This is a genomic window from Salmonella sp. WC3 (assembly GCF_042932255.1).
Classification (GTDB): domain Bacteria; phylum Pseudomonadota; class Gammaproteobacteria; order Enterobacterales; family Enterobacteriaceae; genus Salmonella; species Salmonella enterica.
In genome coordinates, this window is record NZ_CP170629.1 from 4,432,486 (window position 1) to 4,457,098 (window position 24,613).

General features: G+C 53.0%; 15 protein-coding genes, 2 tRNA genes, 3 rRNA genes and 1 riboswitch. Of the genes, 5 read left to right on the plus strand and 15 right to left on the minus strand.

Annotated elements, in window-relative coordinates:
• The first annotated feature begins 155 nt into the window (after positions 1 to 155).
• Entirely contained in the window at positions 156 to 1,106 is a 951-nt protein-coding gene (coaA, locus tag ACFK9X_RS21685) for a type I pantothenate kinase (protein ID WP_072104245.1), read from the plus strand.
• A gap of 34 nt (positions 1,107 to 1,140) precedes the next feature.
• Here the strand turns inward: coaA and birA are convergent, their stop codons facing one another.
• The 9 genes from birA to btuB all read right to left on the minus strand — a co-directional run bounded on the left by birA (position 1,141) and on the right by btuB (position 11,605).
• On the minus strand, positions 1,141 to 2,103 hold the full coding sequence (birA, locus tag ACFK9X_RS21690; RefSeq protein ID WP_151117671.1) for a bifunctional biotin--[acetyl-CoA-carboxylase] ligase/biotin operon repressor BirA: 963 nt from the start codon (positions 2,101 to 2,103) through the stop codon (positions 1,141 to 1,143).
• Positions 2,100 to 3,128, minus strand: coding sequence for a UDP-N-acetylmuramate dehydrogenase (gene murB / locus ACFK9X_RS21695; RefSeq protein WP_000149783.1), 1,029 nt, complete (start codon positions 3,126 to 3,128; stop codon positions 2,100 to 2,102). Before murB ends, birA begins: the two co-directional genes overlap by 4 nt.
• A gap of 181 nt (positions 3,129 to 3,309) precedes the next feature.
• Positions 3,310 to 3,425, minus strand: a 5S ribosomal RNA gene (gene rrf, locus ACFK9X_RS21700).
• A 196-nt stretch (positions 3,426 to 3,621) separates the two neighbouring features.
• Positions 3,622 to 6,528: ribosomal RNA gene (locus ACFK9X_RS21705) — 23S ribosomal RNA — on the minus strand.
• Positions 6,529 to 6,710: 182 nt separating this feature from the next.
• Positions 6,711 to 6,786: transfer RNA gene (locus tag ACFK9X_RS21710), tRNA-Ala, on the minus strand.
• 111 nt (positions 6,787 to 6,897) lie between these two features.
• Positions 6,898 to 6,974 (minus strand) — tRNA-Ile (locus ACFK9X_RS21715).
• A gap of 69 nt (positions 6,975 to 7,043) precedes the next feature.
• A 16S ribosomal RNA gene (locus ACFK9X_RS21720) occupies positions 7,044 to 8,585 on the minus strand.
• The 16S, 23S and 5S rRNA genes sit together here with 2 tRNA genes alongside, the layout of an rRNA operon.
• A gap of 379 nt (positions 8,586 to 8,964) precedes the next feature.
• Entirely contained in the window at positions 8,965 to 9,816 is an 852-nt protein-coding gene (gene murI / locus ACFK9X_RS21725) for a glutamate racemase (protein ID WP_000201804.1), read from the minus strand.
• The gene (gene btuB, locus ACFK9X_RS21730; protein WP_151117673.1) at positions 9,761 to 11,605 is read right to left on the minus strand and encodes a TonB-dependent vitamin B12 receptor BtuB; all 1,845 of its coding nucleotides are present in this window, start codon (positions 11,603 to 11,605) and stop codon (positions 9,761 to 9,763) included. Before btuB ends, murI begins: the two co-directional genes overlap by 56 nt.
• Before the next feature lie 65 nt (positions 11,606 to 11,670).
• A riboswitch (cobalamin riboswitch) is annotated at positions 11,671 to 11,864 on the minus strand.
• 114 nt (positions 11,865 to 11,978) lie between these two features.
• Here btuB and trmA point away from each other — a divergent pair.
• Entirely contained in the window at positions 11,979 to 13,079 is a 1,101-nt protein-coding gene (trmA, locus tag ACFK9X_RS21735) for a tRNA (uridine(54)-C5)-methyltransferase TrmA (RefSeq protein ID WP_000186971.1), read from the plus strand.
• Positions 13,080 to 13,125: 46 nt separating this feature from the next.
• Here the strand turns inward: trmA and ACFK9X_RS21740 are convergent, their stop codons facing one another.
• On the minus strand, positions 13,126 to 13,485 hold the full coding sequence (locus tag ACFK9X_RS21740; RefSeq protein ID WP_000813837.1) for a YijD family membrane protein: 360 nt from the start codon (positions 13,483 to 13,485) through the stop codon (positions 13,126 to 13,128).
• Positions 13,486 to 13,500: 15 nt separating this feature from the next.
• Complete coding sequence (gene fabR / locus ACFK9X_RS21745; RefSeq protein ID WP_000971958.1) at positions 13,501 to 14,136, minus strand: HTH-type transcriptional repressor FabR; 636 nt, start codon at positions 14,134 to 14,136, stop codon at positions 13,501 to 13,503.
• 198 nt (positions 14,137 to 14,334) lie between these two features.
• Between fabR and sthA the strand changes: the two genes are divergently transcribed.
• Positions 14,335 to 15,735 carry a Si-specific NAD(P)(+) transhydrogenase gene (gene sthA / locus ACFK9X_RS21750; protein WP_151117676.1) on the plus strand — a complete coding sequence of 467 codons (1,401 nt, stop codon included), beginning with the start codon at positions 14,335 to 14,337 and terminating at the stop codon, positions 15,733 to 15,735.
• Here the strand turns inward: sthA and oxyR are convergent.
• The 4 genes from oxyR to argC all read right to left on the minus strand — a co-directional run bounded on the left by oxyR (position 15,718) and on the right by argC (position 20,202).
• A complete protein-coding gene (oxyR, locus tag ACFK9X_RS21755; protein WP_001025919.1) occupies positions 15,718 to 16,635 on the minus strand; it encodes a DNA-binding transcriptional regulator OxyR in 918 nt (305 codons plus the stop codon). The genes sthA and oxyR overlap by 18 nt on opposite strands.
• Positions 16,636 to 16,919: 284 nt before the next feature.
• Positions 16,920 to 18,296, minus strand: coding sequence for an argininosuccinate lyase (argH, locus tag ACFK9X_RS21760; RefSeq protein WP_151117678.1), 1,377 nt, complete (start codon positions 18,294 to 18,296; stop codon positions 16,920 to 16,922).
• Between the two features lie 117 nt (positions 18,297 to 18,413).
• Positions 18,414 to 19,190 carry an acetylglutamate kinase gene (gene argB, locus ACFK9X_RS21765; RefSeq protein WP_001575262.1) on the minus strand — a complete coding sequence of 259 codons (777 nt, stop codon included), beginning with the start codon at positions 19,188 to 19,190 and terminating at the stop codon, positions 18,414 to 18,416.
• Positions 19,191 to 19,197: 7 nt separating this feature from the next.
• Positions 19,198 to 20,202, minus strand: coding sequence for an N-acetyl-gamma-glutamyl-phosphate reductase (argC, locus tag ACFK9X_RS21770; RefSeq protein WP_000935332.1), 1,005 nt, complete (start codon positions 20,200 to 20,202; stop codon positions 19,198 to 19,200).
• Between the two features lie 88 nt (positions 20,203 to 20,290).
• Here argC and argE point away from each other — a divergent pair, with 88 nt between their 5' ends.
• Positions 20,291 to 21,442 carry an acetylornithine deacetylase gene (gene argE / locus ACFK9X_RS21775; protein ID WP_064239807.1) on the plus strand — a complete coding sequence of 384 codons (1,152 nt, stop codon included), beginning with the start codon at positions 20,291 to 20,293 and terminating at the stop codon, positions 21,440 to 21,442.
• A gap of 368 nt (positions 21,443 to 21,810) precedes the next feature.
• Positions 21,811 to 24,462: a phosphoenolpyruvate carboxylase gene (ppc, locus tag ACFK9X_RS21780; protein ID WP_023260241.1), complete on the plus strand. Its 2,652-nt coding sequence runs from the start codon at positions 21,811 to 21,813 to the stop codon at positions 24,460 to 24,462.
• The last annotated feature ends 151 nt before the right edge of the window (positions 24,463 to 24,613 follow it).

Sequence of the window (24,613 nt, forward strand, 5' to 3'; positions counted from 1 at the left end):
TTCACAGCGAGATTTTTTCTTATTATTCCTCCCCATCTGGTGTTACCCTCCTGCCCATTGTCCAAATTAACTTAAATGTGACGTGCCGTTGCATGTCAGGGATGGCCCTCGTTCATCGCTGAACTGATGTAGCAATAGCAGCCAGAAACATGCTTATGAGTATAAAAGAGCAATCGTTAATGACGCCTTACCTACAGTTTGATCGCAGCCAGTGGGCTGCGCTTCGCGATTCTGTGCCGATGACCCTGACCGAGGATGAGATCGCGCAGTTAAAAGGCATTAATGAAGATTTATCGCTGGAAGAAGTTGCAGAAATATATTTACCTCTCTCCCGTTTGCTAAATTTCTATATCAGTTCAAATCTGCGTCGTCAGGCTGTCCTGGAACAGTTTCTGGGCACTAACGGCCAGCGAATCCCTTACATCATCAGTATCGCGGGCAGCGTCGCAGTGGGTAAAAGCACGACAGCACGCGTTCTGCAAGCGTTGCTGAGTCGCTGGCCGGAACACCGCCGTGTTGAATTGATTACCACAGACGGCTTCCTCCACCCAAACCAGGTGTTGAAAGAACGCGGGTTAATGAAGAAAAAGGGGTTCCCCGAATCGTATGATATGCACCGACTGGTGAAATTCGTTTCTGACCTCAAGTCGGGCGTACCGAACGTGACGGCGCCAGTCTATTCTCATTTGATTTACGATGTTATTCCTGAAGGGGATAAAACCGTCGCTCAACCTGATATATTGATTCTTGAAGGTTTGAATGTTTTACAAAGCGGTATGGATTATCCTCACGATCCGCATCATGTATTTGTCTCTGATTTCGTTGATTTCTCTATTTACGTTGATGCGCCAGAAGAACTTCTTCAGACGTGGTATATCAATCGCTTCCTGAAATTCCGCGAAGGGGCGTTTACCGATCCTGACTCTTATTTCCACAATTATGCGAAATTATCTAAAGAAGAAGCTGTTAATACAGCGACTTCGCTTTGGAAAGAAATTAACTTGTTGAATTTAAAACAAAATATTTTACCCACGCGAGAACGTGCCAGCCTTATTATGACCAAGAGCGCTAACCATGCGGTGGAACAGGTAAGATTGCGGAAATAACAGAAAAAAGGGGAGCACCGACTCCCCTTTTTTACTATTCGGCGCTTCGCAGCGATATTTCTCCGCCCATCCAGGGTTTTATCACGCCATCCTGTTCAAGCAATAATGCGCCTTGAGTATCAATGCCGCGAGAAATACCAAATATTTCTTTGTCGCCAATAATTAGTTTTACCGGACGATCAATAAAATTATCCAGTTTTTTCCAGCGCGAAAGATAAGGAGAAAGTCCTTCTTGCTCAAAAAGCTCAAGCGCAGCACGTAACTTATAAATCAGCTTTGCGGCCAGCATATTGCGGTCGAGCGTAATTCCGGCCTCTTGTAGTGTGATCCATCCCTGATTTATCACGTCCTCTTCTACGCGACGCATTGCCATGTTAATACCAGCGCCAATCACTATTTGTGCGGCATCGCCCGTTTTACCGGTTAACTCGACCAGAATACCCGCCAGTTTGCGGTCCAATAGGTAAAGGTCGTTAGGCCACTTCACACGAACTTTATCTGCGCCCAGTTCACGCAGCACTTCCGCCATCACAATTCCAATGACCAGACTCAAGCCTATTGCCGCCGCAGGCCCCTGCTCCAGACGCCAGTACATTGAAAGATATAGATTCGCACCAAACGGTGAGAACCATTTACGCCCGCGACGACCACGCCCCGCCTGTTGGTATTCTGCTACACAGGCATCACCTGAACGCAGCTCGCCAATTCGATCAAGTAAATACTGATTGGTTGAATCGATAACGGGCAATACCTCCACGTTTCCGCTATCCAGTTGGCTATGTATACGGTCAGCATCCAGTAACTGGATGGGTTCCGGTAAGCTATATCCTTTCCCGGGAACGGTAAATACATCTACTCCCCAGTCGCGTAATGTCTGGATATGTTTATTAATAGCCGCGCGGCTCATTCCCAGCCGTTCACCCAACTGCTCGCCTGAGTGAAACTCTCCGTCGGCAAGTAGTGAGATCAGCGTCAGGGGAACGGTAGTATCTTTCATGCAATGCTCTCCACAGCGTTCACCTCTCCGGACCGACCAATAAAGCGAACCTCAGGCTCCAGCCAGACATTAAATTTTTCACCCACTTTTTGCCGGACATGATGCGCCAGCGCCACCACATCTTTACTTGTCGCATCATTCGCATTAATCAATACCAGCGCCTGTTGGCGATGCACCGCAGCGCCGCCAATGGTGACGCCTTTCAACTGACATTGATCTATCAGCCAGCCTGCCGCCAGCTTCACTGAGCCGTCTGCCTGAGGGTAATGCGGCGCGTTGGGAAATCGTTCTAACAGTTCCATAGCGATATCGGCTGCGACAACGGGATTTTTAAAAAAGCTGCCCGCATTGCCATTCACTTTAGGATCCGGCAATTTTGTGGTGCGCATATGGCATACAGCATCAAACACCTGTTGCGCGGTGACCGTTTTCGGGTCCAGACGAGTAAGATCGCCATAGGTCAACACCGGCTGCCATTGCTTTGACAAACGCAGACCCACCGCGACGATCGCAACGCGATCCTGATATTCATTTTTGAAGATACTGTCACGATAGCCGAAACGGCATTCCGCCGCGGACAAACGCAGACGTTTTCCCGTTTCCAGTTCAACGCAGTCAACGTAGTCGCAGACGCGCTGTAGTTCTACGCCATACGCGCCAATATTCTGTATAGGCGAGGAACCAACGCAGCCAGGGATGAGCGCCAGATTCTCCAGGCCGGGCATGTTGTTGTCCAGCGCGTAGCGAACCAGCTGATGCCAGTTTTCGCCTGCGCCGACGTGTAGGTGCCAGGCGTCCGCGGTTTCATTGACCTCAATGCCTTTCAGGCGGTTAAGGATCACGGTGCCGGCGTAATTTTCCAGAAACAGGACATTGCTTCCTTCACCCAGGATCATAACCGGCAGTCCCTCACGAGTTGCTTGCTGCCAGGCGCTCAGTAGTTGTTGTTCGTTTTCAGCGCATGCGATGTGCTTTGCACAATGATCAATGCCGAAGGTATTCCAGGGTTTTAGGGAGTGGGTCATGGCTGCTTTCCTGATACTCAATCGGCAATAGTTTACCGTATCTGTGTTGGGAAGGCTTGTGGTTATATTGAGGGTGGATCGGCGCGTCCCTGTAGGCTGGATAAGGCGGAGCCGCCATCCGGCAGACTACAGATAAAACAAAAGGCCCTGTCTTCCGACAGGGCCCTTCGTTTTATTTGATGCCTGGCAGTTCCCTACTCTCGCATGGGGAGACCCCACACTACCATCGGCGCTACGGCGTTTCACTTCTGAGTTCGGCATGGGGTCAGGTGGGACCACCGCGCTAGTGCCGCCAGGCAAATTCTTTGTGCTCTGTACGCAATTCTTTATCGCATCAGCGGCGTTGCCTGCGCTCGTAAACTCAGTCACATACTTCTGTATGCTCCTTCCTTTCCTTCGCTTGCCGCCTTGCTGCTGCGCAAATTATTGCGTACTCAACTCTGAATCAGTGCTGAAAATCATCTCTCAACCGCCAAAACATCTTCGGCGTTGTAAGGTTAAGCCTCACGGTTCATTAGTACCGGTTAGCTCAACGCATCGCTGCGCTTACACACCCGGCCTATCAACGTCGTCGTCTTCAACGTTCCTTCAGGAGACTTAAAGTCTCAGGGAGAACTCATCTCGGGGCAAGTTTCGTGCTTAGATGCTTTCAGCACTTATCTCTTCCGCATTTAGCTACCGGGCAGTGCCATTGGCATGACAACCCGAACACCAGTGATGCGTCCACTCCGGTCCTCTCGTACTAGGAGCAGCCCCCCTCAGTTCTCCAGCGCCCACGGCAGATAGGGACCGAACTGTCTCACGACGTTCTAAACCCAGCTCGCGTACCACTTTAAATGGCGAACAGCCATACCCTTGGGACCTACTTCAGCCCCAGGATGTGATGAGCCGACATCGAGGTGCCAAACACCGCCGTCGATATGAACTCTTGGGCGGTATCAGCCTGTTATCCCCGGAGTACCTTTTATCCGTTGAGCGATGGCCCTTCCATTCAGAACCACCGGATCACTATGACCTGCTTTCGCACCTGCTCGCGCCGTCACGCTCACAGTCAAGCTGGCTTATGCCATTGCACTAACCTCCTGATGTCCGACCAGGATTAGCCAACCTTCGTGCTCCTCCGTTACTCTTTAGGAGGAGACCGCCCCAGTCAAACTACCCACCAGACACTGTCCGCAACCCGGGTAACGGGTCCACGTTAGAACATCAAACATTAAAGGGTGGTATTTCAAGGTCGGCTCCACGCAGACTGGCGTCCACGCTTCAAAGCCTCCCACCTATCCTACACATCAAGGCTCAATGTTCAGTGTCAAGCTATAGTAAAGGTTCACGGGGTCTTTCCGTCTTGCCGCGGGTACACTGCATCTTCACAGCGAGTTCAATTTCACTGAGTCTCGGGTGGAGACAGCCTGGCCATCATTACGCCATTCGTGCAGGTCGGAACTTACCCGACAAGGAATTTCGCTACCTTAGGACCGTTATAGTTACGGCCGCCGTTTACCGGGGCTTCGATCAGGAGCTTCGCTTGCGCTGACCCCATCAATTAACCTTCCGGCACCGGGCAGGCGTCACACCGTATACGTCCACTTTCGTGTTTGCACAGTGCTGTGTTTTTAATAAACAGTTGCAGCCAGCTGGTATCTTCGACTGACTTCAGCTCCGTGAGTAAATCACTTCACCTACGTGTCAGCGTGCCTTCTCCCGAAGTTACGGCACCATTTTGCCTAGTTCCTTCACCCGAGTTCTCTCAAGCGCCTTGGTATTCTCTACCTGACCACCTGTGTCGGTTTGGGGTACGATTTGATGTTACCTGATGCTTAGAGGCTTTTCCTGGAAGCAGGGCATTTGTTGCTTCAGCACCGTAGTGCCTCGTCGTCACGCCTCAGTGTTAAAGTGAACCGGATTTACCTGGAACACACACCTACACGCTTAAACCGGGACAACCGTCGCCCGGCCAACATAGCCTTCTCCGTCCCCCCTTCGCAGTAACACCAAGTACGGGAATATTAACCCGTTTCCCATCGACTACGCCTTTCGGCCTCGCCTTAGGGGTCGACTCACCCTGCCCCGATTAACGTTGGACAGGAACCCTTGGTCTTCCGGCGAGCGGGCTTTTCACCCGCTTTATCGTTACTTATGTCAGCATTCGCACTTCTGATACCTCCAGCATGCCTCACGACACACCTTCACAGGCTTACAGAACGCTCCCCTACCCAACAACACATAGTGTCGCTGCCGCAGCTTCGGTGCATGGTTTAGCCCCGTTACATCTTCCGCGCAGGCCGACTCGACCAGTGAGCTATTACGCTTTCTTTAAATGATGGCTGCTTCTAAGCCAACATCCTGGCTGTCTGGGCCTTCCCACATCGTTTCCCACTTAACCATGACTTTGGGACCTTAGCTGGCGGTCTGGGTTGTTTCCCTCTTCACGACGGACGTTAGCACCCGCCGTGTGTCTCCCGTGATAACATTCTCCGGTATTCGCAGTTTGCATCGGGTTGGTAAGCCGGGATGGCCCCCTAGCCGAAACAGTGCTCTACCCCCGGAGATGAATTCACGAGGCGCTACCTAAATAGCTTTCGGGGAGAACCAGCTATCTCCCGGTTTGATTGGCCTTTCACCCCCAGCCACAGGTCATCCGCTAATTTTTCAACATTAGTCGGTTCGGTCCTCCAGTTAGTGTTACCCAACCTTCAACCTGCCCATGGCTAGATCACCGGGTTTCGGGTCTATACCCTGCAACTTAACGCCCGGTTAAGACTCGGTTTCCCTGCGGCTCCCCTATTCGGTTAACCTTGCTACAGAATATAAGTCGCTGACCCATTATACAAAAGGTACGCAGTCACACAGGTAAACCTGTGCTCCCACTGCTTGTACGTACACGGTTTCAGGTTCTTTTTCACTCCCCTCGCCGGGGTTCTTTTCGCCTTTCCCTCACGGTACTGGTTCACTATCGGTCAGTCAGGAGTATTTAGCCTTGGAGGATGGTCCCCCCATATTCAGACAGGATACCACGTGTCCCGCCCTACTCATCGAGCTCACAGCACATGCGCTTTTGTGTACGGGGCTGTCACCCTGTATCGCGCGCCTTTCCAGACGCTTCCACTAACACACATGCTGATTCAGGCTCTGGGCTCCTCCCCGTTCGCTCGCCGCTACTGGGGGAATCTCGGTTGATTTCTTTTCCTCGGGGTACTTAGATGTTTCAGTTCCCCCGGTTCGCCTCATTAACCTATGGATTCAGTTAATGATAGTGTGACGAGTCACACTGGGTTTCCCCATTCGGGTATCGCCGGTTATAACGGTTCATATCACCTTACCGGCGCTTATCGCAGATTAGCACGCCCTTCATCGCCTCTGACTGCCAGGGCATCCACCGTGTACGCTTAGTCGCTTAACCTCACAACCCGAAGATGTTTCTCGCGATTCATCATCGTGTTGCGAAAATTTGAGAGACTCACGAACAACTTTCGTTGTTCTGTGTTTCAATTTTCAGCTTGATCCAGATTTTTAAAGAGCAAAACTTCGCAGTGAACCCTTTCAGGTACACTCTGAAGTATTTTTTCGTAAACACTCACGAGATGGTGGAGCTATGCGGGATCGAACCGCAGACCTCCTGCGTGCAAAGCAGGCGCTCTCCCAGCTGAGCTATAGCCCCATCGTGTAGTCAGAACCTCTTTACCGATAATTTTTCCTGAGACAAGGCGTGGAATAACGAAGCATACATCAGTATGTGAGTTATTTCACAACGCAGTATTCAGGGAAAATTTGGTAGGCCTGAGTGGACTTGAACCACCGACCTCACCCTTATCAGGGGTGCGCTCTAACCACCTGAGCTACAAGCCTGTAGAGGTTTTACTGCTCGTTTTTCATCAGACAATCTGTGTGAGCACTGCAAAGTACGCATCTTTAAGGTAAGGAGGTGATCCAACCGCAGGTTCCCCTACGGTTACCTTGTTACGACTTCACCCCAGTCATGAATCACAAAGTGGTAAGCGCCCTCCCGAAGGTTAAGCTACCTACTTCTTTTGCAACCCACTCCCATGGTGTGACGGGCGGTGTGTACAAGGCCCGGGAACGTATTCACCGTGGCATTCTGATCCACGATTACTAGCGATTCCGACTTCATGGAGTCGAGTTGCAGACTCCAATCCGGACTACGACGCACTTTATGAGGTCCGCTTGCTCTCGCGAGGTCGCTTCTCTTTGTATGCGCCATTGTAGCACGTGTGTAGCCCTGGTCGTAAGGGCCATGATGACTTGACGTCATCCCCACCTTCCTCCAGTTTATCACTGGCAGTCTCCTTTGAGTTCCCGGCCTAACCGCTGGCAACAAAGGATAAGGGTTGCGCTCGTTGCGGGACTTAACCCAACATTTCACAACACGAGCTGACGACAGCCATGCAGCACCTGTCTCACAGTTCCCGAAGGCACCAATCCATCTCTGGAAAGTTCTGTGGATGTCAAGACCAGGTAAGGTTCTTCGCGTTGCATCGAATTAAACCACATGCTCCACCGCTTGTGCGGGCCCCCGTCAATTCATTTGAGTTTTAACCTTGCGGCCGTACTCCCCAGGCGGTCTACTTAACGCGTTAGCTCCGGAAGCCACGCCTCAAGGGCACAACCTCCAAGTAGACATCGTTTACGGCGTGGACTACCAGGGTATCTAATCCTGTTTGCTCCCCACGCTTTCGCACCTGAGCGTCAGTCTTTGTCCAGGGGGCCGCCTTCGCCACCGGTATTCCTCCAGATCTCTACGCATTTCACCGCTACACCTGGAATTCTACCCCCCTCTACAAGACTCAAGCCTGCCAGTTTCGAATGCAGTTCCCAGGTTGAGCCCGGGGATTTCACATCCGACTTGACAGACCGCCTGCGTGCGCTTTACGCCCAGTAATTCCGATTAACGCTTGCACCCTCCGTATTACCGCGGCTGCTGGCACGGAGTTAGCCGGTGCTTCTTCTGCGGGTAACGTCAATTGCTGCGGTTATTAACCACAACACCTTCCTCCCCGCTGAAAGTACTTTACAACCCGAAGGCCTTCTTCATACACGCGGCATGGCTGCATCAGGCTTGCGCCCATTGTGCAATATTCCCCACTGCTGCCTCCCGTAGGAGTCTGGACCGTGTCTCAGTTCCAGTGTGGCTGGTCATCCTCTCAGACCAGCTAGGGATCGTCGCCTTGGTGAGCCGTTACCTCACCAACTAGCTAATCCCATCTGGGCACATCTGATGGCAAGAGGCCCGAAGGTCCCCCTCTTTGGTCTTGCGACGTTATGCGGTATTAGCCACCGTTTCCAGTAGTTATCCCCCTCCATCAGGCAGTTTCCCAGACATTACTCACCCGTCCGCCACTCGTCAGCGAAGCAGCAAGCTGCTTCCTGTTACCGTTCGACTTGCATGTGTTAGGCCTGCCGCCAGCGTTCAATCTGAGCCATGATCAAACTCTTCAATTTAAAAGTTTGATGCTCAATGAATTAAACTTCGTAATGAATTACGTGTTCACTCTTGAGACTTGGTATTCATTTTTCGTCTTGCGACGTCAAGAATCCGTATCTTCGAGTGCCCACACAGATTGTCTGATAAATTGTTAAAGAGCAGTGCCGCTTCGCTTTTTCTCAGCGGCGCGGGGTGTGCATATTACGCTTTCCCGCTTCAGAGTCAAGCGTTTATTTTCGCTTTTCTCCGTGAGGTTCTGGTCTGAACCCCGCTGACCCGGCGGCCTGTGTGCCGTTGTTCCGTGTCAGTGGTGGCGCATTATAGGGAGTTATTTCTGCCTGACAAGAGGAAATTTAAAATAATTTCTCAAGTGCCTGGTATTTACCCAAAACGCCATTAAACCGCCAGTTTTTCGAGCGTTTCAAAGCCATAACGCTGTAAAACGGGTAATAATTGTTCAGCTCCTGGCGTCATTGCCATGCAATAAGCAATATTGGCATCGGTTGATTTCGCATCCGGCGCTTCATGTTCCAACAGCCAGGCTGTACGACGCGCTATCGCCGCGCCGGAATCCACTAACCTCGTCCCTTCAGGCAGGACTTGCAAAAGCTCGTCCCGTAATAGAGGGAAATGCGTACACCCCAGAACGACCGTGTCAGGCGGCTCCGGCATTCGTAGCCATGGGCGTAATATGCGGCGCAGCTCTTCCAGCGATACCGAGTCGCCATGTAGTTTAGCTTCCGCCAGTTCCACCAGTTCTGCCGACCCCAACATCGCTATCTGACATTCATTGGCGAAGCGCGCAATCAGCTCGTGAGTATAAGGACGTTTGACCGTGGCTCTCGTCGCCAGTAGCCCGACGACGCCATTTGCGGTCAGCCGCGCCGCTGGTTTAATCGCAGGCACAACGCCCACCACCGGGAAGGCAAACTTTTCACGTAATGCGGGAAGTGAGACCGTACTGGCGGTATTACAGGCAATCACCGCCAGTGAAAGGGGATAGCGCTGCTGTACCGCGGTCACAATCTCGACAACGCGCTCAACGATAAACGTTTCGCTCTTTTCCCCGTAGGGGAAAGCCACGTTATCGAAAGCATATATATAGTGGAGATCCGGCAGGAGCCGCCGAATCTCATCATAGACCGACAATCCACCGACGCCGGAATCAAATACCAGCACGGTGGGACGTGGTTCAGAAGGTGTAGCTGCCAGACAAGGTGTATTCTCGTCCTGCAGTTTGGTAGCCATAAACTGTCTCGTAATCTTTGTCGAACAGGTTGGCTATTTTACCACGAACTGTCAGATGTGAGGTGACCGGATATGCAACCGTAAGATCCCATAAACTGACGCCGCCCATTTTTACTGTCCGGTATGGGTAAGCGGAGTAATCCGAATCATAGCGGGAACCAAGGTATTGATATGTCACCCCCCAGTCAAAATCGTAAACGTCCCAGTCAAGTTGATATTTTGCCATCTGTTTGGAACGCCGCGGTAATGGCGTATCGGTAATCGCATTACGCGCATCAACGTAATCGTAACTGACCGTATGCGTTAACGGTCCGGTATCGAAATTCGCCGTCGCCTCAATACCTTTAATGCGCGCCTTACCTTCGTTGTAATATTTTTGCAGATGATCGTCATAATCGATCATGTCATTAATATCGTTACGATAACCTGAAATACGCCAGCTGACGCCAGCGGTTAGCCCTTCAAATGCGCCTTCCCACTGTTTACTCTTTTCAGGATTCAGGTTCGGATTACCGTAATAACCATACAGTTGGCCCAAATTAGGCGCTTTGTAGGAGGTTCCGTAGGAGGCAATAAAGCGATAACCTTCTATAAACTCCCATCCCGCGCTGGTTTGCCATGTACCATGACGACCAAACTGGGAGTTGTCATCACTGCGCGCCGCCGCTTCCAGAGTGAAGTCACCCAACTGTTGTAATCCTGTCAGGTAAACCCCGGTATTACGCTGGTCATATCCCTCGGGCACATAGCCGGTACCTGGCGTGGTAGTCTGTTTCTGCCAGTCTACGCCCGCCCCAACATTATCGTGCCCCACGACCACACTGTTGGTCCATTGAACATTGTACTGTTTCATCTCATCCAGCGTGGCGGAGGTATCATACCGGCCATAGTGCGGATCATAGTTGTAATCTTTACTGTGGCTATAGCTTGAAACCAGCTGAGACTGAATACGTTCGCCATTAAAGCGCAGCCCGGCGTCCCAGCTTTGGCTATAAAGTTTGCGTGTATCAATCAGCGGCGAGCCCGGCGAGTAATAGGCGTCGTAATCGGTACGGTTATCGTAGCCATAACCACGCACGAATCCGCTCCAGCGATCAGAAAAAGTATGCTCTAACGCGCCATAAAGCGTTTTACTCAAAAAGCCGTCCCGGTCAGGCTGCGCCTGCATCCCGGTACCGCCTTTCGCTACCACGTCAAACCCTTTGGTGTATTCGTAATCGCCGATCAACGTCGCCCGCGTGTTTTCGCCAAGTTGCTGTTGCGTCGAGAGGTCGTAATTCTGGTAGCTATTGCTTCCCCATCCAGCGGTTAATTCTGTGCCTGGGTTATCGCGCGTCGTAATGATATTCACTACGCCGCCGATAGCATCGGAACCATAAATAGCGGAGCGCGGACCGCGAATATATTCAATGCGCTGTACCAGCGACACCGGGAACTGGCTGAGATCGGCGGACCCGCTCACGCCTGCTAAATTCAGACGCACGCCGTCAATCAATACCAGTACATGGCTGGAGTTGGTGCCGCGAATGAAAATGGAGGAGTTTTGTCCGGCGCCGCCGCTCTGCGCAATATCGACGCCAGGCAAACGGCGCAGAACATCATTTACGGAGGTCGATTGCCAGCGTTCAATATCCTGACGCGTCACGATGGTAACGGGCGCCAGAACCGCGCTGCGCGGCTGCTGAAAACGGTTGGCGGTGACAACCAGGGTATCCGGGCTAGTGTCCTGCGCCCAAGCGGAAAAGGCCGTGACGGAGAACGCCGTCAGCAGCGTAGCTTTTTTAATCATTGTAAAGCATCCACAATATAAGAAGGATGCCGCAGGCTTCATCGATAGTACGCGATGATGAAAAACCAGATGCGACGTTAGCCGGCAGGTCTTCGGGCTTGGAGGGTTATCCGTTGACTGGATAGCAGAAATGATGACTTCCCGCCGGAGGCAGTGTCTGCTTACGCTCTCATCTCACCTTTCCTTACCGCTGCGCGTCAGCTCCAGATTTTCACTGAATTCCCTATTAACTCACAGGACCGGCCCACGGATGCTACCGTCTGTCACAACACCCTGTCCAGACCGCGCATCACAAATCAGAAATCATCAATAGCTGGACATCCACTGAGCAATCCCTACAATCCCCGCGTACTTTTATTATTCAGGATGCGATATGACCCCCGAACATCTTCCGACAGAACAGTATGAGGCGCAGCTAGCCGAAAAAGTGGCGCGCTTGCAGAGTATGATGGCGCCGTTTTCTGACCTGGTTCCGGAAGTATTTCGCTCGCCGGTCAGTCACTATCGTATGCGTGCGGAATTTCGCCTGTGGCATGACGGCGATGACCTGTACCACATTATGTTTGATCAGCAGACCAAAAGCCGGATTCGCGTTGACACCTTCCCGGCGGCCAGCCAACTGATTAATACCTTAATGAAGGCGATGATTGCCGGCGTGCGCGATAATCATGCACTGCGGCATAAGCTGTTCCAGATGGATTATCTCACGACCTTGAGCAACCAGGCGGTAGTGTCGTTGCTGTACCATAAGAAGCTGGACGAAGAGTGGCGTGAAGCTGCCACTGCGTTACGCGATGCTTTACGCGCGCAAGGTCTGAACGTACACCTGATTGGCCGGGCCACTAAAACCAAAATCGAATTGGATCAGGATTATATTGATGAGCGTCTGCCTGTGGCAGGTAAAGAGATGATCTACCGCCAGGTCGAAAACAGCTTTACGCAGCCAAACGCCGCCATGAATATTCAGATGTTAGAGTGGGCGCTGGAGGTGACGAAAGACTCAAAAGGCGATCTGCTTGAGTTGTATTGCGGCAACGGCAATTTTTCTTTAGCGCTGGCGCGCAATTTTAACCGCGTGCTGGCAACCGAAATCGCCAAACCGTCCGTCGCTGCCGCACAGTACAATATTGCCGCTAATCATATTGATAATGTGCAAATTATTCGCATGGCGGCGGAAGAGTTTACCCAGGCGATGAATGGCGTTCGTGAGTTTAACCGCCTGCAGGGGATCGACCTGAAGGGCTATCAGTGCGAAACCATTTTTGTCGATCCGCCGCGCAGCGGTCTGGACAGCGAAACGGAAAAAATGGTGCAGGCTTATCCACGTATTCTGTACATTTCCTGCAATCCGGAAACGTTGTGCAAAAACCTGGAAACGTTAAGCCAGACGCACACGGTGTCTCGCCTGGCGCTATTCGATCAGTTCCCGTATACACATCATATGGAATGCGGGGTATTACTCACCGCAAGGTAAAATGTACGTCGGATGGCCGGTTATACCGCCATCCGGCATTCGCACACTATTCCGCGGTGTCCTCCTTGCGGTTACGCAGTTTAAAGCCAATCCAGAATACCAGAATCACCGACAGCACCGCCGGGAAGAAATTAGAGCCAATATCCGGATATTCTGCACGCACGACGGTGCTATACAGTAAAACGCCAAGAATGAAACAAGCGGCGGCCAACCCCGGCAAACCTACCGGCATAGTACGATTTTGGTAGCGCTGATGCAGGCAATATACCGTCAGCACCAGCGAGATAACCGGGAATACGGAGAACGGCACAATAGCGCTAAACAGCGCCGCGAATGTGCCGTTAATCGATAAGCCAGCGATGAGCGCCAGCAACAGCGTACCTTTATCTTGACCTGACTGTTTCATTACTCGTCCTTCACGTTATTCGGAATGATGTGCTATTTTCTCTTGCTCACGGCGATACCAGTAATACGCCCCTTTCGCAATCATGCGCAGTTGCAATACCAGCCGCTCTTCTAATTGCCGACGCTGTTCAGCGCCGATGTCCAACGCCTCTGCGCCCGCGCTAAAGACAATAGTCACCATCGCTTCGGCCTGGGCTTCAGTAAACGCGCGCGGCATATGGTTTTCGAGTTCCAGATAGTCGGCAAGTTCCGCAATAAAATGCTGAATCTCCCGCGCGACGGCGGCACGAAACGCCGCTGAAGTGCCGGAACGCTCGCGCAACAACAGACGGAAGGCGTTGGGGTTGTTGCCGATAAACTCCATAAATGTGGAGACCGACGTGCGAATGACGCTGCCGCCTTTCGCGATGCGCTGTCGCGCCTGACGCATCAACTGACGCAGCATCAGACCGCTTTCATCCACCATCGTCAGACCGAGTTCATCGACATCGCGAAAATGACGGTAAAACGACGTTGGCGCAATGCCCGCTTCACGCGCCACCTCACGCAAACTCAGGCTGGCAAAACTCCGCTCAGCGCTCAGTTGGCTGAATGCGGCTTCCACCAGCGAACGCCGGGTTTTTTCTTTTTGTTGCGCTCTAACACCCATCACAATGTCTGAATCCTTCCATATGCCTTATTCGGCACTATACCAGAGAATAAAAGTAACGGGTTCACACTGGATTGTGAATGATTGTTTACAGACAGTTTGTGCTCCGGCTTCGCAAAAAAGCACAACGATAATTGGGTTAAAGCTGGGCAAATGTTATCATCGTGTTTATTTTATGTATAAAAACAGGTGAGTAATACCATGCCACATTCCTGGGATTATGATGCAGTCGTCATAGGGTCAGGCCCCGGCGGTGAAGGCGCTGCAATGGGTCTGGTTAAGCAAGGAGCACGCGTCGCGGTGATTGAGCGTTATCATAACGTTGGCGGCGGATGTACCCACTGGGGCACCATCCCATCCAAAGCCCTTCGCCACGCCGTCAGCCGCATTATTGAATTTAATCAAAACCCGCTCTATAGCGACCACTCCCGTCTCCTTCGTTCTTCTTTCACCGACATCCTTAATCATGCCGATAACGTGATTAATCAACAAACGCGTATGCGTCAGGGGTTTTATGAGCGTAACCACTGTGAAATATTGCAGGGCAACGCCCATTTTATTGACGAACATACCCTGGAGCTGGAATGCCATGACGGCACGGTTGAAACCCTGACGGCAGAAAAATTTGTTATTGCCTGTGGTTCGCGTCCTTACCATCCCAGTGATGTGGATTTCTCGCATCCGCGCATTTATGACAGCGACTCAATCCTGAGTCTCCACCATGAACCGCGCCACGTTATTATTTACGGCGCCGGCGTTATCGGCTGCGAATATGCGTCCATCTTCCGCGGTATGGATGTGAAAGTGGATCTGATCAACACCCGCGATCGCCTGCTGGCCTTTCTCGATCAGGAGATGTCCGACTCTCTCTCTTACCATTTCTGGAATAGCGGCGTGGTTATTCGCCACAATGAAGAGTATGAGAAAATCGAAGGCTGCGATGATGGCGTCATCATGCACCTGAAATCCGGCAAAAAACTGAAGGCTGACTGCCTGCTCTATGCTAATGGCCGTACCGGTAACACCGATTCGCTGGCGCTGGAGAATATTGGTCTGGAAACAGACAGCCGTGGACAGCTCAAAGTCAACAGTATGTACCAGACCGCCCTGCCGCACGTCTATGCGGTGGGCGACGTGATTGGCTATCCCAGTCTGGCCTCCGCCGCTTACGATCAGGGGCGTATTGCAGCGCAGGCGCTGGTGAAAGGCGAAGCGACCGCACATCTTATCGAAGATATCCCCACCGGGATTTATACCATTCCGGAAATCAGTTCTGTCGGCAAAACCGAGCAGCAGTTAACGGCAATGAAAGTGCCTTACGAAGTGGGCCGCGCGCAGTTTAAGCATCTGGCGCGAGCGCAAATCGTCGGCATGAACGTCGGCACGCTAAAAATTCTCTTCCACCGCGAAACCAAAGAAATTCTGGGGATTCACTGCTTTGGCGAACGCGCCGCCGAAATTATTCATATCGGCCAGGCGATCATGGAGCAGAAAGGTGGCGGTAACACCATTGAATACTTCGTTAACACCACCTTTAACTACCCAACCATGGCGGAAGCTTATCGGGTTGCGGCGTTGAACGGCTTAAACCGCCTGTTTTAACGCCTTGTCGAAATGGCCATCCATTGCGCCACGGATGGCCTCTGCCAGTTGCTCATAACGGCTACGCAGCGGCGATCCCGGGCGATAAACCAGCCCCACGGTACGACGCGGCTCCGGCTTAATGCATGGCAGATAAACCACGCCGTCGCGCTTACGCTCCTGCGGTACGGCCAGCGCGGGGAGTAGTGTAATACCACTGCCCGCCGCCACCATGTTGCGCAGCGTTTCCAGACTGGTCGCCCGGAAATGGGTATCTTCATCCGCTCCCGCTTCAAAACAGAACCCCATCGCCTGATCGCGCAGACAGTGGCCATCTTCCAGCATCAGCAATTTCTCGCCCGCCAGATCGGACATCGGCACGCGATCGCGATTCGCCCACGGATGATCCTCATAAATAGCCAGCATCATGGGCTCATCAAACAGCGGCACTTCGATAAACGCCTCGCTCTCTTTCACCAGCGCCAGAATAGCGCAGTCAAGCTTGCCGCTATCGAGTTGCGCTAACAGCTGATGCGTTTGCGCCTCATGCAGATACATTTCCAGCTTCGGGAAAGTCTGGTGCAACATTGGAATGATAAGCGGCAGCAAATAGGGACCAATTGTTGGGATTAAACCAATATGCAGCGGGCCGGACATCGTCTCGCCTTGTTGGCTTGCCATCTCCTTGAGCACCTTGACCTCACGCAGTACGGTACGCGCCTGATCCACCAGCAGTAAGCCCGCCTGGGTAAACAGCACTTTACGGCTCGTACGCTCCAGCAGCATAACGCCCAGCTCATCTTCCAGCTTACGTATTTGCCCACTAAGGGTTGGCTGGCTGACGTGACAGGAGTCCGCCGCTCGCCGGAAATGGCGATGTTCGGCTAACGCCACCAGATATTCAAGATCACGAATATTCATTATTCATCCTCCGTCGCCACGATAGTTCATGACGATAGGTAGCATAGCAACGAACGATTATCCCTATCAACCTTTCTGATTAATAATACATCACAGAACGGAGCGGTTTCTCGTTTAACCCTTGAAGACACCGCCCGTTCAGAGGGTATCTCTCGAACCCGAAATAACTAAAGCCAACGTGAACTTTTGCGGACCTCTGGTCCGCTTTTTTTTTGCGTAAAAAAGCCCGGCGTCGCTGATGCTCGGCCGGGCAGTATTGCCTGATAGCGCTACGCTTATAAGGCCTACAACGCGAGGCGCGCCCTGGCATCGTCGATGGCCTGCGCCACCTGCTGCGGAGAAACGCCGCCTTTTGCCGCCCGTTTATCCAGACACGACTGCAAAGACAATATCGGATACACATCGTCGCCAATCACGCGGCTGAATTTCTGTAAATCGGCCAGCGGCAACGCTTCCAGCGGCTTACCCTGGCGAATAGCTTCTACCACCGCTTCGCCGACAATATGGTGCGCTTCGCGGAACGGCACGCCTTTCGCGACCAGGTAATCCGCCAGCTCCGTGGCGTTGGCATACCCCTGTTGCGCCGCGTCCTGACAACGTGGGCGTTTCACCTGAATACCGTCCAGCACCAACGCCGCCATATGCAGGCAGTCAAGCCAGGTATCGAGCGCATCGAACAGCCCTTCTTTGTCTTCCTGCATATCTTTGTTATACGCCAGCGGCAGACCTTTTAAAGTCATCATCATGCCGGTTAGCGCCCCTTGTACGCGACCGCACTTACCGCGAATCAGCTCCAGCGCGTCCGGGTTTTTCTTCTGCGGCATTAACGATGAACCGGAAGTCACGCGGTCAGAAAGCTCTACAAAGCCCGCTTCACCAGAATTAAAGAAAATCAGATCTTCCGCGAAGCGTGACAGATGCACCATGCCGATAGCCGCATCAGAAAGCAGTTCCAGTACGTGGTCACGATCGGACACGCTGTCCAGGCTGTTGCGGGTCGCAGACGTAAAGCCCAGCCAGCCTGCCAATTGTTCACGGTCAATTTCATAGGCCGTGCCCGCCAATGCGCCGCAGCCTAGCGGACTCACGTCCAGACGTTTAAGCGTGTCCTGCAGGCGGCTTTCATCGCGCGCCAGCATTTCGACATACGCGAGACACCAGTGGGCGAAAGTCACTGGCTGCGCGCGTTGCAGATGGGTATATCCCGGCATTACCGCGTCCTGGTTCGCCCGCGCGTTTTCCACCAGCGCGCTCTGTAGCTGGCGGTTAGCGGTAAGCAGTTCCCTCACCGTCTCTTTGCACCACAGTTTCAGGTCCGTCGCCACCTGATCGTTACGGCTGCGTCCGGTGTGCAGCTTTTTACCCAACTGACCCACTTTGTCGATGAGCTTACCTTCCACCCAGCTATGGATATCTTCCGCATCGCTTTGCAGGATTTGCTGCGGATTCGCGCGAACCTCTTCCAGCAACACGTTCAGCGCTTCTTCCAACTGTCGTTGCTCATCGGCAGTCAGTACGCCTACCGTGACCAATGCTTTAGACCAGGCCACAGAACCGATAATATCCTGCTCCGCCAGACGGTAATCGAAGCGCAACGAATCATTGAATTGTTTAAACCGCTGGTCTGCCGCCTGTGTAAAACGCCCACCCCAAAGTGCCATAATAGACTTCCTTAAATTCTTCGAATTTCACTGCCGGATGGCGCTACGCTTATCCGGCCTACAATTTCTGTTCACGCAGGCCCGATAAGGCGCAGCCGCCATCGGGCGAACAAATAGTTAAGCCAGAATACGCGTGCCAATCGGCGTACCGTTAAACAGCGCCGGCAGTTGCTCCGCATGACGCCAGGAAGCGATATCCACCGGGCGACCCAGCGCCCGCGCAGCATCGAGAGCCGCATTCACTTTCACAATCATCCCGTCGGTAATAATGCCCTGGTCGATAAGCTGCTCGGCTTTGGACGCCGTCATTTCGGCGATACGCTGGCCTTTGCCGTCCAGAATACCGCTCACGTCGGAAAGCAGGATCAGATCGGCCCCCAGCGTCGCCGCCAGCGCGGTTGCCGCCTGATCGGCGTTGACGTTCATCAGTTGACCGTCGTCTGTTACGCCAATGGAGCTGACCACCGGCAGAAAGCCGTTTTCCAGCAGCATGTTAATCAGCTTCGGCGACCCCGGCTGCGCCAGCCCGACGTGGCCTAACGCTTCATCGAGTTGAGTCACGTTTACGCTGTCGCCATCGCCCAGAAACAGACCAACAGAGGCGATATGGTGTTTCTTCGCCCAGGCCAGCAGAGTTTTGTTAGCGGTTCCCGCCAGCGCGCCGGTAATGATGCCAATCTGATCGGCAGGCGTCACGCGCAGGCCGTCTTTCTTTTTCACTGGCAAATTAAGCCCTTTCATCAGCTCATCCACCACGCAACCGCCGCCGTGAACAATCACCAGCGGACGCTGATGGGACTCACGATAGTTGACCAGCGCGGTAAAAAGACGTTCCAGAGCCTCTTCGCTATCCAGTAATACGCCACCCAGCTTGATAATTAATGGATTCATCATTTCACCCTTAAATAAGAGACTGCGTTTCAGCGAAGCCAAAACGAATATTAGCGCACTGCACCGCCTGCGCCGCTGCGCCTTTCAACAAGTTGTCTTCGGTTGCCACCACAATCAGATGTTCGCCCTGGACGGCAAAACCAATATCGCAGAACGGCAGCCCGACGACGTTCTTTAACGCCGGAACGCCTTTGTCATACAGGCGCACCAGCGGTTTGTCGCCATAGGCTTTTTGCAACACGTCGGCGACCTGCGCATGGGTTACTCCCGCTTTCAGGCGGCAGGTAATGGTTTCCAGAATCCCGCGCGGGAAATTCCCCAGATGCGGGGTGAAGATGACCTCCGCGCCCAGATGGGCAGCGATTTCCGGCTGATGACGATGCGTAAACACGCCATACGGTTGCAAACTCACTTCACAGAAACTGTTCGATATTGCCGCCTTGCGCCCCGCGCCGCTCACCCCGCTGGTGGCATTAATTACCGGCCACTGCGTCAGATCGAGAAGCCCGCCGTCAATCAGCGGTTTTAGCGACAACTGCGCTGCGGTTGGATAGCAACCAGGAACCGCAATCAGATTCGCCGTGTTCAGTTTATCGGCATTCCACTCCGCCAGACCGTACACCGCCTGCTCCAGCAGCTCAGGATATTGATGAGTAAATCCGTAGTACTTTTCATAGAAGGCGCGATCGTTTACCCGAAACGCGCCGGAAAGATCGAATACGACGCATCCGGCCTGTAAAAATTGCGGCGCCAGATCGTGGCTCACTTCATGCGCTGTCGCCAGGAACACCACATCAACATCTGCACTAAAATCACGTACATCCGACATCGGTTGCAATGGCAGGTCGACAATCCCTTTTAACTGCGGATGTAAATCAGAAATTAACTTTCCTGCATCATTGCTTTGCGCTGAGACGGTCAAAGCGGTTATGGTCATATGTGGGTGGCGATTTACGTAGCTTACAAGCTCTGCGCCCGCATAACCGCTAGCGCCTACAATCAGCGTATTCAACATCGGGTTCCTTTATGCTCAACGTTAATGTATTTTTATTCATAATTAATGCATGAATATTGATACTATCATGACCTGAGGTGTGTCAACAATGAAAAACGTTTTACCGCCATTTATCGAGATTTACCGCGCTTTGATTGCCACACCGTCGATAAGCGCAACCGAAGAATCCCTGGATCAAAGTAATGCGTCTTTAATCACTTTGCTTGCAGGCTGGTTCAGCGATCTTGGTTTCAACGTAGAGGTTCAACCGGTTCCAGGAACGCGAAACAAATTTAATATGCTCGCCAGCACCGGACATGGCGCGGGCGGTTTGCTGCTGACCGGCCATACCGACACGGTTCCCTTTGATGACGGACGCTGGACGCGCGACCCGTTCACGCTGACCGAGCATGACAATAAGCTCTATGGCCTGGGCACTGCGGATATGAAAGGCTTCTTCGCTTTTATTCTGGACGCGCTACGTGACGTTGACGTCACAAAGTTGAAAAAGCCGCTCTACATTCTGGCGACCGCCGATGAAGAGACCAGCATGGCGGGGGCGCGTTATTTTTCCGAAACTACGGCATTACGTCCGGACTGCGCGATCATTGGCGAACCGACGTCGTTGCAACCGATACGCGCGCACAAAGGGCATATCTCTAATGTCGTTCGCGTCCTGGGGCAGTCCGGTCATTCCAGCGACCCGGCGCGTGGGGTTAACGCCATTGAACTGATGCACGATGCGATTGGCCATATCATGCAACTGCGTGACTCGCTGAAAGCGCGGTATCACTACGAGGCGTTTACCGTTCCGTATCCAACGCTGAATCTGGGCCATATTCACGGCGGCGATGCCTCAAACCGTATCTGCGCCTGCTGCGAATTGCATATGGATATTCGTCCACTGCCGGGCATGACGTTAAACGACCTTAATGGACTGCTTAACGACGCGCTGACCCCGGTAAGCGAACGCTGGCCGGGCCGCCTGACGGTGGCGGAATTACATCCGCCGATTCCAGGTTATGAGTGTCCACCGGACCACCAACTGGTTGAAGTAGTAGAAAAACTGTTGGGAACAAAAACCGACGTGGTGAACTACTGTACTGAAGCGCCGTTTATGCAGACATTATGCCCAACGCTGGTGCTTGGTCCGGGCTCAATTAATCAGGCGCATCAGCCGGATGAATATCTCGAAACGCGTTTTATTAAGCCAACCCGGGAATTGATTACCCAGGTAGTACACCATTTTTGCTGGCATTAATGCATATTGCCCGGTGACGTGATGTTTACCGGGCCTCCCCCGTCTTGTAGGCCGGATAAGCGCAGCGCCATCCGGCATCTCTACGCCACATGTTCATAAGCATTTCTTATTTGGCACGATGCGAATTAACTTTAATAAATTACCGCCATTTTTTCGTTTGCTGAACCGATTTCGCAGTAATTGACGCCACGGGTTTTACGTGGCTTTATAAAAGACGGCTAAAAAGCAAAGTCCGAAAAATTTCACGTTACAGCAAGGCGGCAAACGAGCCCATTCCGCAGAACTGGCATACGGGCGAGCGCAGCCACTGCCGCTGTGGCATGAAAGAGACAGGGCAATTACATTAAAGATGGGGTGTCTGGGGTCATATGAACGAACAATATTCCGCGTTGCGTAGTAATGTCAGTATGCTCGGCAAGGTGCTGGGAGAAACCATCAAGGATGCGCTGGGAGAACACATTCTTGATCGCGTAGAAACAATCCGTAAGCTATCCAAATCTTCACGCGCCGGCAATGAAGCTAATCGCCAGGAGCTGCTCACCACGCTACAAAATTTGTCTAATGACGAGCTGCTGCCAGTTGCGCGCGCGTTTAGTCAGTTCCTGAACCTGGCCAATACTGCCGAGCAATACCACAGCATTTCGCCAAAAGGCGAAGCCGCCAGCAACCCGGAAGTGATTGCCCGCACTCTGCGTAAACTGAAAAACCAACCGGACCTCAACGACGCAACCATCAAAAAAGCGGTAGAGTCGCTGTCTCTGGAGTTGGTGCTAACCGCCCATCCGACAGAAATTACCCGCCGTACGCTTATTCACAAAATGGGTGAAATCAACAACTGTCTGAAACAGCTTGATAATACCGATATCGCCGACTACGAACGCCACCAGGTAATGCGTCGCCTGCGCCAGTTGATTGCCCAATCCTGGCATACGGATGAGATCCGCAAGCAGCGTCCAAGCCCGGTGGATGAAGCCAAATGGGGCTTCGCCGTGGTTGAGAACAGCCTGTGGCAGGGCGTACCTAACTATCTGCGTGAACTGAACGAACAGCTGGAAGAAAATCTCGGCTACAAATTGCCGGTGGATTTTGTGCCGGTACGTTTTACCTCCTGGATGGGCGGCGACCGTGACGGCAACCCGAACGTGACGGCGGATATCACCCGCCACGTACTCTTGTTAAGCCGCTGGAAAGCCACCGATCTGTTCCTGAAAGACATTCATGTTCTGGTATCAGAACTGTCGATGGTCGATGCCACGCCGGAGCTGCTGGCGTTAGTGGGCGAAGAAGGCGCGTCTGAGCCGTATCGCTATCTGATGAAAAAATTGCGCGCCCGTCTGATGGCGACCCAGTCCTGGCTGGAAGCGCGTCTGAAAGGCGAGAAGCTGCCCAAACCGGCTGGCCTGCTGACGCAAAACGAGCAGCTCTGGGAACCTCTGTACGCCTGCTACCAGTCGTTACAGGCCTGCGGCATGGGCATTATCGCCAACGGCGAGTTACTCGACACGCTCCGCCGCGTGAAGTGTTTCGGCGTACCGCTGGTGCGTATTGATATCCGTCAGGAGAGCACCCGCCATACCGAAGCGCTGGGCGAAATTACCCGCTACCTTGGTATTGGCGACTACGAAAGCTGGTCGGAAGGCGACAAGCAGGCCTTCCTGATCCGCGAGCTGAACTCCAAACGTCCGCTGCTGCCGCGTAATTGGGAGCCGAGCAACGATACCCGCGAAGTGCTTGAAACCTGCAAGGTTATTGCCGAAGCGCCAAAAGGGTCGATCGCCGCCTACGTAATTTCAATGGCGAAAACGCCGTCTGATGTGCTGGCTGTGCATCTGCTGCTGAAAGAGGCTGGTATCGGCTTTGCCATGCCGGTCGCGCCGCTGTTTGAAACCCTCGACGACCTGAACAACGCCGACGACGTGATGACCCAGTTGTTGAATATCGACTGGTATCGCGGGCTGATTCAGGGTAAGCAGATGGTCATGATCGGCTACTCCGACTCGGCAAAAGACGCCGGCGTCATGGCCGCGTCATGGGCGCAGTATCAGGCGCAGGACGCCCTGATCAAAACCTGTGAAAAAGCCGGCATCGAGCTTACCCTCTTCCACGGCCGCGGCGGTTCTATTGGCCGTGGCGGCGCGCCAGCCCACGCGGCGCTGCTTTCGCAACCGCCAGGCAGTCTGAAAGGCGGTCTGCGCGTGACCGAGCAGGGCGAGATGATCCGCTTCAAATACGGCCTGCCGGAGGTCACCGTCAGCAGCCTCTCGCTCTACACCAGCGCAATTCTGGAAGCAAACCTGCTGCCGCCGCCGGAACCGAAAGACAGCTGGCGTCATATTATGGATGAGCTTTCCGTCATCTCCTGTGAAACCTACCGCGGCTACGTGCGCGAAAATAAAGACTTTGTACCGTACTTCCGCTCCGCGACGCCGGAGCAAGAGCTGGGCAAATTGCCGCTCGGCTCACGTCCGGCGAAACGTCGTCCAACTGGCGGCGTCGAATCGCTGCGCGCGATTCCGTGGATCTTCGCCTGGACGCAAAACCGCCTGATGCTGCCAGCCTGGCTGGGCGCGGGTACTGCGCTGCAAAAAGTGGTGGAAGACGGTAAACAAAGCGAACTGGAAGCCATGTGCCGCGACTGGCCGTTCTTCTCCACGCGTCTTGGGATGCTGGAAATGGTATTCTCGAAAGCCGACCTGTGGCTGGCCGACTATTACGATCAGCGTCTGGTGGCGAAAACGCTATGGCCGCTGGGCAAAGAGCTACGAGACCTGCTGGAAGAAGACATTAAAGTGGTGCTGGCGATTGCCAACGATTCGCACCTGATGGCCGACTTACCGTGGATTGCGGAGTCCATTCAGTTAAGAAACGTTTATACCGATCCATTAAACGTGTTGCAGGCCGAGTTGCTGTATCGTTCCCGTCTGACTGAAGAGCAGGGCAAATCGCCCGATCCTCGCGTCGAACAGGCGTTGATGGTCACGATTGCGGGCGTCGCTGCCGGTATGCGCAACACCGGCTAACGCCAAAAGAAAGCCGCCCTCACGCAGTTATGTGGGGGCGGCATGAAATACTGCTGTCATCCTCGTCATTTTTTCAATATATTCCTGTCTGCATTTTATGCATTTATAAATCTTTCTTAGCAAAACGTGCGGCATAAAGCAGGTTTGCTTC